We start from the raw sequence: 8,240 nt of genomic DNA, 5'->3' as shown, positions 1-8,240 counted from the left end.
ATCTGGCGAGCTTGCCGAAGACGTCCTCGGCGAAGCCGACGAGGTTCTGCGGGAGGCAGAACAGGTCTGTCTTGGCGATCGAGACCGCCCGCAGCTCGCCGGCCCAGCCGTACAGATCGCCGAAAATGAAGCGGAAGGCCTTGCAGGTGGGCCAGATCGTAGGCACCCGGCAGGGCCCGCTCACCCAACTCGACCAGCCGGTACCCGGTCAGATCCGCCTCGGCCCGGTCAAGCTCGCCGGGGTCGGTGAGGCCCAGGCGATTGCGCAGGACCCCGGCCCGCGGGTAAAGGTAGGGGACTTGGCTCACCTGCTATAGCGGGCCAGCGTGCGCTCACGGGCCTCCTGGACAGTCATCCGCCCCTCGGCGATGGCCTCGAACATGTCCAGCCCTTCCGCGCTGGGCTCAAGCCCCTCGGCGCGCACCGACGCGAGCGCCTCCGTGACGGCTTCGCGCCGTAGCGCGGCGGCCCGCTGCAGCTGCTCGTACCGCGACACCGACATGATCACGGCCTCCGGCTTGCGATGGGCCCCGACGAACACCGGGTCCGCGCCCGGCTCCTGCACCTGCTTGATCACTGCGGTGAGCCCCGTGCGGAACTCCCGGACACTCAGGATCTCTGGTGCGGCCACCCAGCAAGTGTAACGAATTGTGTACACGTCCTGCGGGAGGCAGGCCGGCCGCGATCTGTCATGTGTGGTCGTTGGCGAGCCGCAGAGCGCAGCCTCCTTCTCGCTCTGAGTACTGCCCAACTGACTCTGCATCTATACTGCGGTCCAAAACGGATGGCAATCGACGCGGGAGGATTGCGCGTGTCACGGACCCTGGTTATACCCAAGAGTCGTGTGCCCCCGCGCGCTGCAGCTTTGGTGTTGCTGGCAGGTTTGCTGGTGGCGGCGTGTGGTGGTCCGTCTGGCGGCGACACCGCCTCACCGGACACAGGTGCTCCGACCACGCCAGCGCCACGAGCGTTCGACCCGCCGACCGCGTTCACTTCTGTCTCCGGTCGGCCCCTGCCGGTCGACGGTCTGGTACCGGAGCTCGGGCTTCTGGACGGTACTGCCGGGTGGTCGGCCACGGACTCTGGCCTGTTGCGGGTTGACGTGTTGTCGGGGCAGGTTGCTCCGGCGGCGGCCCCTATCGGTCAGCCGTTCGGAGTGTCTACGGAGGGCTCGGATGCGATCGGGAAGCCGGTCGTGGCGCGGGCGGGGGCTGCTCCGGTCGTGGTCGGGGCTTTTCCGGTACGTCTGGTCGGCTCGGGGACCGCGGCGCCGCACAGTGCGGCGGAGCTGGTGGCGGCTCGTGCGGATACCGGGGCTCGTCTCTTCACTGTCCCGATGCCGGTGGGGGAGTGGGCGAGTCCGGGTGTGCGGCTCTCAACCAGGGTCGTGGGGATCAGCAGCGATGGTGCGGTGGCGGTGGTCAGCATCGACAACGCGTTCGGGGCGTCCTCGTTCGGGGTCGACTTGGCCGCCCGCCGGATCGCCTGGACGGCACCTGATTTCAAGGCTGCGGCGGTCGCCGGGGACACCGCGGTCGGCCCGACCACGGGAAGCGGCGCGCAGGGCTTGGGCCCGAGCATGCTTCGCGGGCTCGCGGCGGCGACCGGAGTGCAGCGGTGGTCCGCCGCGGATAGCGGCCACGTGCAGGTCGCGGGCGCGAACCTGGTCGCGGTCGCGGGAAAGGTCTACGCCAGCGGCAAGTCCTTCTTCCGGTTGCTGGCCGGCGATAGCGGCCGCCAGGTTCAGTCCGCCGATGCGAGCTTCGAGAACTTCCCTCAGTGCCGCTGGGACGAGCGGGACGTGACGGTCTGCTTCACGGCAGGGTTCGGTGACCGAGCCTTTGGGATCGATTCCAACACGGCTCGGCTGTTGTGGCAGCTGCCTGACCAGGGCGGAACCCGCGTTGCACCCCAGGTGATCACCGCGGCTTGGCATGGCGCGGTGTACGGCGAGACCGGGAACGGCTCGGTCGTCCTCGACGGGCGCACGGGGGCCGACCGCAGCGCTGATCCGGGGGCCTCACCCCAGCTCGTTAACGAGTACTTCGGGGTCGGCGTGCCACCCGGCAAGAAGACCGATCGTGTCCAGGTCCGCCGAGACCTGTTCCTTTATCCGGCAAGTGGCTGATGATGTTGATGGAGACCTCACAGGTGGCCGCGGAGATCGTGGCCGGACCAGCTGAAGGAGCGCCTCAATGATCCAGATCTTGCCGCCGCGGCGCGACGAGCCGAACCCGCCTCCCGCTGAGCCTGGACGAATCTCGGTGGCGGACATGGACGAGCTGATCGCGGCCGGTGAAGCTCGCCCGATCTTCCCGGAGTTCGACGTCGGGCCCACGTTCTACGAGCGCCTGTGGTGGGCCGTGCCGCAGGGTGCCGGTGAGCTCGAGCGCGGCTATGCCGTGGTCAGCGATGAGGATCAGTTGGAGCTCACCGCGATGTTCTTGAGGCTCGAGGGCTCCGCCGAGGTCGCAGCCTCCTACGCGCGGGAGAGGCGTGAGAGAGAGGAACGTCTGCTCGGCGGCGAGCCGGACAGCGATTTTCAGCTCCGCCGGCTTGAACAGCAGCGCCGCAAGGACAGTGGCCGGCGCCGCGGATGGCTGCGGCGATGACATCGGCTGGAGCTGTCGACGTTCCCGACCTCGAAGTGGTCAAGGTCGCGATGAGCGTCCTGGCGCGCAAGCTTCGCTCCGAGATGATGCTGGGGCTGCTCGAGGAGTTTGCCGCGGGTCAGCGGACCGGGCGGTCGATGCTGGCTGAGTTCCGCGAGGCAGAGGCAACCCTACTTGGCCGGCGGGGTGACTATGAGAGCTTGGCGGTTCACGCGTTGGATGGCCTCGTACGGCAAGCGGGCTCGGGGGCCGAGCGTGGCGGTCAGTCGACCGACACTCGGTGGTTTGAAGGGATCCGCAACACGGCCTCCGGCGGGACCCCGGCATGGGAGCGGCTGCGTCAGAACGGGCGGGATCGTGGGCGGCCGGTCGAGGCGTGGGAGATCTTCCACGGACTGCACAGCCTTGCCGCCCAGGAGGCACGCGCCGACGGGCCGCCCGATCGGGACATCGGGATCCACCATATCGAGTCAGCGATGCAACTCGAGGGAGGTCTTGGAGCGGACTGGTCGCTCCACAGGGCCTTGCGTGAGGCACGGGAAAAGCTGGGGGCAGAGTTTCGTCCGGCACCGGCCAGCGATGTGGCGGCCATGCTGCTCCGGGTCGACGGGGCCCGGCAGCTGTTGAAACCCGGCGGGTTCACCATTGGCATCCGCCCTGGTCCGGCGGCACCAGCGAGGGCGATCGATGAGTCGACCATGCGCGATCTGGAGTCGAACATCCGAGACACGATGGTGCGCCAGATGAGCGCGGCGGCCGCCCTGGACATGGTCCGCAACCCCGGGTCGGCCACCCGCGGCACCAGGCCGGTCGATGCCGACCTCGATCAGGCCCTGGTCGCTGGGGCGGCCATTGTTCAGGCCAGACGGGCCCGGGAGGTCGCTGACCGTGCCCGGCAACGAGCAACCGAACTACGGGGCGAACGGCTGGGCTCGCACAGCACTTTGTTCTTCGCGACCTCGGCAATGACGGGCGTGGGCATGACATCGGTGTCGTTGGCCGGCGATACCAAGATGCAGCTGACCGCGGTGATCGGCTTGACGATGACAACGCTTGCCGCCACCGGGAACACGATCAAGGACTGGAAACCGCACGCTGCGGCGATCGCGGCCCCGTTTCGGGCCTGGGTGGCCGAGCGCGTCGCCGAGGGGGCTCAGCACCTTGCCAACCGCGAGGTTGCCCGTCTCGACGGCGGAGGGTCCTCGCAGGCGATGACCGCCTGGCAGCGGGCTCAGACCGCCCTCGGAGCTGTCCAGAAGGGGGTGCTGCGTCACGCCGTACGCACGCTCGATCCCCAGTCGCCACAAGGTGTCGCCGGCCCCAAGCCAGCACAAGTACCCCAGCAGCAACAGGCCCCTCATCGCCGTGCATAGACCACCGATGCCCACACGCCGCACCAGAAGCCCAAGGATGGCCCGATCTGGTGCGAGTTGACCCGTCAGTGAGCAGCGCGGAGCCCTTGACCTGCGGAGTCTCGCGGCGACAGAAGCCATAACCTGCTCAGCTCTGGGCGAGGTCGGTGAACCGGCTGTAGTGCAGCTGATGCGCCACGGTGATCGTGCCCTGCGGCCCGTTTCGGTGCTTGGCCAGGATCAGGTCCGCCTCGCCCGCGCGGGGGTCGTCCTTCAGGTCGTTGCGCTGCTTCAGCCGGCGCGCCTTCATGGCCGGTTGCGCCGGTGGAGCTCGTCCTGCAGCACGGCGCGCCCCTGCGCCTGCGCCACGCGACTCTCGTCCATGCTCTGCCGTAGATCGGCCTCCTTCTCCAGCAGGTTCTGGAGCACGGCCGCGGCCTGGTCGGCGATGTCCCGTCGGCCCTGCCGGATGCCGGTCTCCAGCATCCCCTCCGCCTTGCGGATCAGGTCCGCGCCTTCGGGGTCGTCGAGCATCGTCTGGCTGCGCTCGTTGGTCGCCTTGGACTCGCGCAGCAACTCCTGCAGCCGCGCGAGGTCGGGCCAGTCCGGACTGAGATCACTCATGTGGGGGAGCCTGCAACACGCCACCGACAGTTCAGATCGGCCCCATGCGCCAGGTCCCGAGCCATGAACGCATTTCGACCATCGCGAGAAGGGCGATGTCGGGCCGAGGCCTGGGGCACGAGTGTGTCGTCGGCGACATCCATCTCTCTGCAAATCACCGCACATACGACAATGAGGTAGAAGCTTGGCGGTGCCCCGTTGCATTCCTGCCTGAGGGTTCCTGTCGAGGGTTGAAGGTCTCGAGTCTGGGGCACCCAATGGCCGTCTCGACGGACATGGTTGCTGAGCGCTGGGGAGCAGTTGAGCAGCCAGAGGTCGGGCTGCTGGCGGGAACCGCGGCCCGGCCTCGTTCAGTCGAGATCGCGCAGCAAGCCGGTACAGCGCCCCGGGGTTCATCGCCGGGCCCGCCACGGTCGGGGCGTGGCGAGACCCGCGGGCGCGGCTGTTCCATCTTGCCGCAGGGGCCACGCTCGTCACCGTCTACAACCTGACCGACTGGGACGCGGCGAACACGGGACCGGAGAGTGGCGAGAACGTGTTCCGGGCCGGCCAGTCGTCTCGTTCCTGGCCGTGCGGCGGTGGTGAGCTCCTGGTGAAAGGACTGTTGTGGAGTCGTTGCCCCTGTGGCTGACCGCGCTGATCTTCCTTGCGGCGGCGGGAGCGGTGTGGATCGCCGGGATCTCGCTGTCCAACCAGACCGACGTGCTCGCCACACGCCTTCATCTGGGCAGCGCGTTGGGCGGGGTGATCCTGCTGGCGGTGGCGACCAACCTGCCCGAGATCGCCATCACCGCCAGCGCGGCGCTGGCCGGGAACGTCGGTGTGGCGGTGGGCAACATCCTCGGCGGGATCGCGATCCAGACCGTGGTGCTGGTCATCCTCGACGCCGCGAGCCGGCACCGCGGGCGGCCGTTGACCTACCGCGCAGCATCGTTGGTGCTGGTCGTCGAGGGGCTCCTCGTCGTGGCCGTCCTGGTGGTCGTCGTCGCCGGATCGCAGTTGCCGGACACTCTGATCGCGTTTCGCCTGGGGCCGGCGTCAGTGCTGATCGCGGTGCTGTGGATCGTCGGGCTGGTCCTGGTGGGCCGGGCGAACCGGGCGCTGCCGTGGCACGAGTCCGGGCAGGCGCCGGACGGGCAGGCCGAGCCGCAGGGCCACAGCCAGCAGAAGACCGAACAGCAGGCCAGCGAGAAACAGGTCTCCACCGCCCGCGCCGCCACGGTCTTCGGGATCGCCGCGGTCATCACCCTCGTCGGCGGCGTGGTGCTCGAACGCGCCGGCGACGCGATCTCCGGGGCCATCGGCCTGTCCGGCGTGCTGTTCGGCGCGACGATCCTCGCCGCGGCCACCTCCCTACCCGAGGTCTCCACCGGGTTGCAGTCGGTCCGCCAGCGCGACGACCAGCTCGCGGTCAGCGACATCTTCGGCGGCAACGCGTTCCTGCCGGTGCTGTTCCTGCTCGCCACGCTGCTCTCGGGCAAAGCCGTGCTGCCACAGGCCCAGGCCACCGACATCTACCTCACCGCCGTGGGAATGCTGCTTACCGTCGTCTACATCGTCGGGTTGCTGTTCCGGCCCTCGCGCCGCGTCCTCGGCATGGGCATGGACTCCCTCATCGTCCTCGTGCTCTATCTCGTGGGCCTGGCCGGCCTGTTCGCCATCGCCTGACCCGGAACGCCCCATCCCTTGGCGGGGCGCCGGGTCATCGTCGTCCGGTCGGGTGCGGGCGAGCAGGTGGCGCGCCGCGACGAGCGGGCTCTGACCTGCGGGAGAGCAGGGGGGTTCAGCGTCCACGGTGTCGCCCGGGAGGTCCAAGTCGCTTTCGTTTTTTTCGATTAGAGGTACCATGGGCATCGGCGAAAGGGGATACGCCATGACGTTCCACGATCGAACAGTGATGCCACCGGAAGAGACCGAGGCGCTGACCAAGATGGTTGCGGCCTTCCGCGACGAGGGCAAGGCCGCCCTCGTCGGGCCGGATGACGTGCGCTGGGACCTGCCCGCGGAGGCATATCGGGTGCTCAAGGAGGTGCTGCAGGCGATGGCTAAGGGCTTGGCGATCACTGTCGTGCCGCAGCACACGATGCTGACCACGCAGGAGGCTGCCGACATGCTCGGCATCTCCCGCCCGACACTGGTGAAGCTGCTGGAGAGCGGGGAAATCCCGTTCGAGCCGCGAGGCCGTCACCGCCGGGTGTTGCTGACCGACGTACTCGACTACCAGGAGCGGGCTCGGGTGGAGCGCAAGAAGCAGCTCACCGCCATGGTCGACGAGGCCGGAGAGCACGACCTGTACGCCGCTACCGCGACTCCGCGACCGACTCGATAGGACGACGTTCCGTTGGCGTTCCCGGCCTTCCTCGACACCTGCGTACTCTTCCCGCAGTACCTGAGCGACACCCTGCTCACGCTGGCTGACGCACGAACGTTCAGGCCGCTGTGGTCACGGGGCGTGCTGGACGAGTTGGGCCGGGTACTCGCCCGCGAGACGCAGATGACCCCGGCGCAGGTAGCGCACCGCCTCGGCCGCATGCAGGCCGCCTTCCCGGACGCCGAGGTCGAGGGCTACGAGCACCTGATCGACGGCATGACCAACGACGAGAAGGACCGGCACGTGCTGGCCGCGGCGGTGCGCGGCAACGTCGAGGTGCTGGTCACGTTCAACATCAAGGACTTCCCGAAGTCCGCGCTCAAGCCCTTCGACATCAACGCCGTGACCCCGGACGACTTCCTGCTCGACCAGCTCGACCTCTATCCGGCGCTGGTCATGAACTGCCTGCACGAGCAGGTGAACCGCTACGTGCACATCAACGGTCCGATGCAGGTCGTCGACCTGCTGCGGCCGCTGGAGCGCGCCGGAGTGCCGCGGTTCGCCGACGAGGTCCGGCGGCACCTGCTCTGACGGCACGCCGCCCCGGCCTCGACGATCTCGGCCAGACGATCGTCGTGCCCGGGCCGGGCACGACGTCACCGACCTCGGCCCGGGTGGCTCCCGGCTGCTCTTCCGCCACACGGTCGAGGTCCGAGGTGGGTGTGCGGTGCGCAGTCATGAGGCGGCGGCGCTGTCCCGAGCGGCGGGACGGCGTCGCCGCTTCGCTGTGGTGGGGCTGTCGCGCTAGTGGTCCTTGCCCCACTTCCACAGTGCCCGGTCGAGGGTGCGCAGGTCCGCTCCAGTCCGGTTGGCCAGCCCGCGACAGAGCTGCAGGTAGGCCGGATAGCTAGGCCAGGCGTCCAACTCCCCGTGCGCTCGCAGGGTCTTGATCGCGAGGACGTCGATCACCGTGAAGCGGTCCGGGTGCACGACGGTGAGCAGCGCGCTGGCCATAGGGTCCAGGACCCCGGCAAGCAGCCGCAGGACGCGGTGGGCCAGGTGGTCCGGTGCCGTGAGCGCCAGCCTGGTGATGGCCTCGACGTCCTCGGCGGTGTTGCGCCGCATGTACCCGGTCGCGCGGGTCGCCTTCCATCGGCCGACGACGAGCAGCTCGTCCATCGTGTAGTGCCCGCGGGCGGCGACGGCGGGCCCGATCTCGTCGAGGACGCGGCGGTCGCTGGTGATCGGGTACCGCTCGCTCCAGTGGCGGACGAACTCAGTATCGATCTTCGCGCCGGGGCCCGTAGCGGTGGTCGATGCAGTCATGGACACCTCCATTCC

At 68.8% G+C, this 8,240-nt stretch carries 10 protein-coding genes; 6 read left to right on the top strand and 4 right to left on the bottom strand.

Annotation, left to right across the window (positions count from 1 at the left end; translation table 11 throughout):
* Positions 1–304: 304 nt before the first annotated feature.
* Positions 305–631, bottom strand: coding sequence for a type II toxin-antitoxin system Phd/YefM family antitoxin (locus JWP64_RS31295; protein ID WP_297504253.1), 327 nt, complete (start codon positions 629–631; stop codon positions 305–307).
* Between the two features lie 756 nt (positions 632–1,387).
* Between JWP64_RS31295 and JWP64_RS31290 the strand changes: the two genes are divergently transcribed.
* The 3 genes from JWP64_RS31290 to JWP64_RS31280 all read left to right on the top strand — a co-directional run bounded on the left by JWP64_RS31290 (position 1,388) and on the right by JWP64_RS31280 (position 3,985).
* The gene (locus JWP64_RS31290; protein WP_297504251.1) at positions 1,388–2,128 is read left to right on the top strand and encodes a hypothetical protein; all 741 of its coding nucleotides are present in this window, start codon (positions 1,388–1,390) and stop codon (positions 2,126–2,128) included.
* A gap of 67 nt (positions 2,129–2,195) precedes the next feature.
* Positions 2,196–2,612, top strand: coding sequence for a hypothetical protein (locus tag JWP64_RS31285; protein ID WP_297504249.1), 417 nt, complete (start codon positions 2,196–2,198; stop codon positions 2,610–2,612).
* Positions 2,597–3,985: a hypothetical protein gene (locus JWP64_RS31280; RefSeq protein WP_297504248.1), complete on the top strand. Its 1,389-nt coding sequence runs from the start codon at positions 2,597–2,599 to the stop codon at positions 3,983–3,985. Before JWP64_RS31285 ends, JWP64_RS31280 begins: the two co-directional genes overlap by 16 nt.
* A 127-nt stretch (positions 3,986–4,112) precedes the next feature.
* Here the strand turns inward: JWP64_RS31280 and JWP64_RS31275 are convergent, their stop codons facing one another.
* Both JWP64_RS31275 and JWP64_RS31270 read right to left on the bottom strand, forming a co-directional pair.
* The gene (locus JWP64_RS31275; RefSeq protein WP_366890909.1) at positions 4,113–4,274 is read right to left on the bottom strand and encodes a DnaB-like helicase C-terminal domain-containing protein; all 162 of its coding nucleotides are present in this window, start codon (positions 4,272–4,274) and stop codon (positions 4,113–4,115) included.
* A complete protein-coding gene (locus tag JWP64_RS31270) occupies positions 4,271–4,588 on the bottom strand; it encodes a hypothetical protein (protein ID WP_297504246.1) in 318 nt (105 codons plus the stop codon). Before JWP64_RS31270 ends, JWP64_RS31275 begins: the two co-directional genes overlap by 4 nt.
* Positions 4,589–5,194: 606 nt before the next feature.
* On the opposite strand from JWP64_RS31270, the gene JWP64_RS31265 reads away from it, so the two are divergent.
* From JWP64_RS31265 to JWP64_RS31255, 3 genes are all read left to right on the top strand, one after another.
* Entirely contained in the window at positions 5,195–6,256 is a 1,062-nt protein-coding gene (locus tag JWP64_RS31265) for a hypothetical protein (protein ID WP_297504244.1), read from the top strand.
* Positions 6,257–6,461: 205 nt separating this feature from the next.
* On the top strand, positions 6,462–6,917 hold the full coding sequence (locus JWP64_RS31260) for a helix-turn-helix domain-containing protein (protein ID WP_297504242.1): 456 nt from the start codon (positions 6,462–6,464) through the stop codon (positions 6,915–6,917).
* Positions 6,918–6,929: 12 nt separating this feature from the next.
* Positions 6,930–7,490: a putative toxin-antitoxin system toxin component, PIN family gene (locus tag JWP64_RS31255; protein ID WP_297504241.1), complete on the top strand. Its 561-nt coding sequence runs from the start codon at positions 6,930–6,932 to the stop codon at positions 7,488–7,490.
* A 213-nt stretch (positions 7,491–7,703) separates the two neighbouring features.
* Here the strand turns inward: JWP64_RS31255 and JWP64_RS31250 are convergent, their stop codons facing one another.
* Positions 7,704–8,225, bottom strand: a complete 522-nt coding sequence (locus tag JWP64_RS31250) for a hypothetical protein (RefSeq protein ID WP_297504238.1) — start codon at positions 8,223–8,225, stop codon at positions 7,704–7,706.
* Between the last annotated feature and the right edge of the window lie 15 nt (positions 8,226–8,240).

The sequence above is a fragment of the Pseudonocardia sp. genome (assembly GCF_025465255.1).
Lineage (GTDB): Bacteria > Actinomycetota > Actinomycetes > Mycobacteriales > Pseudonocardiaceae > Pseudonocardia.
The sequence above is the reverse complement of the archived record's forward strand: the minus strand, read 5'-3'. Positions and strand labels throughout refer to the sequence as shown.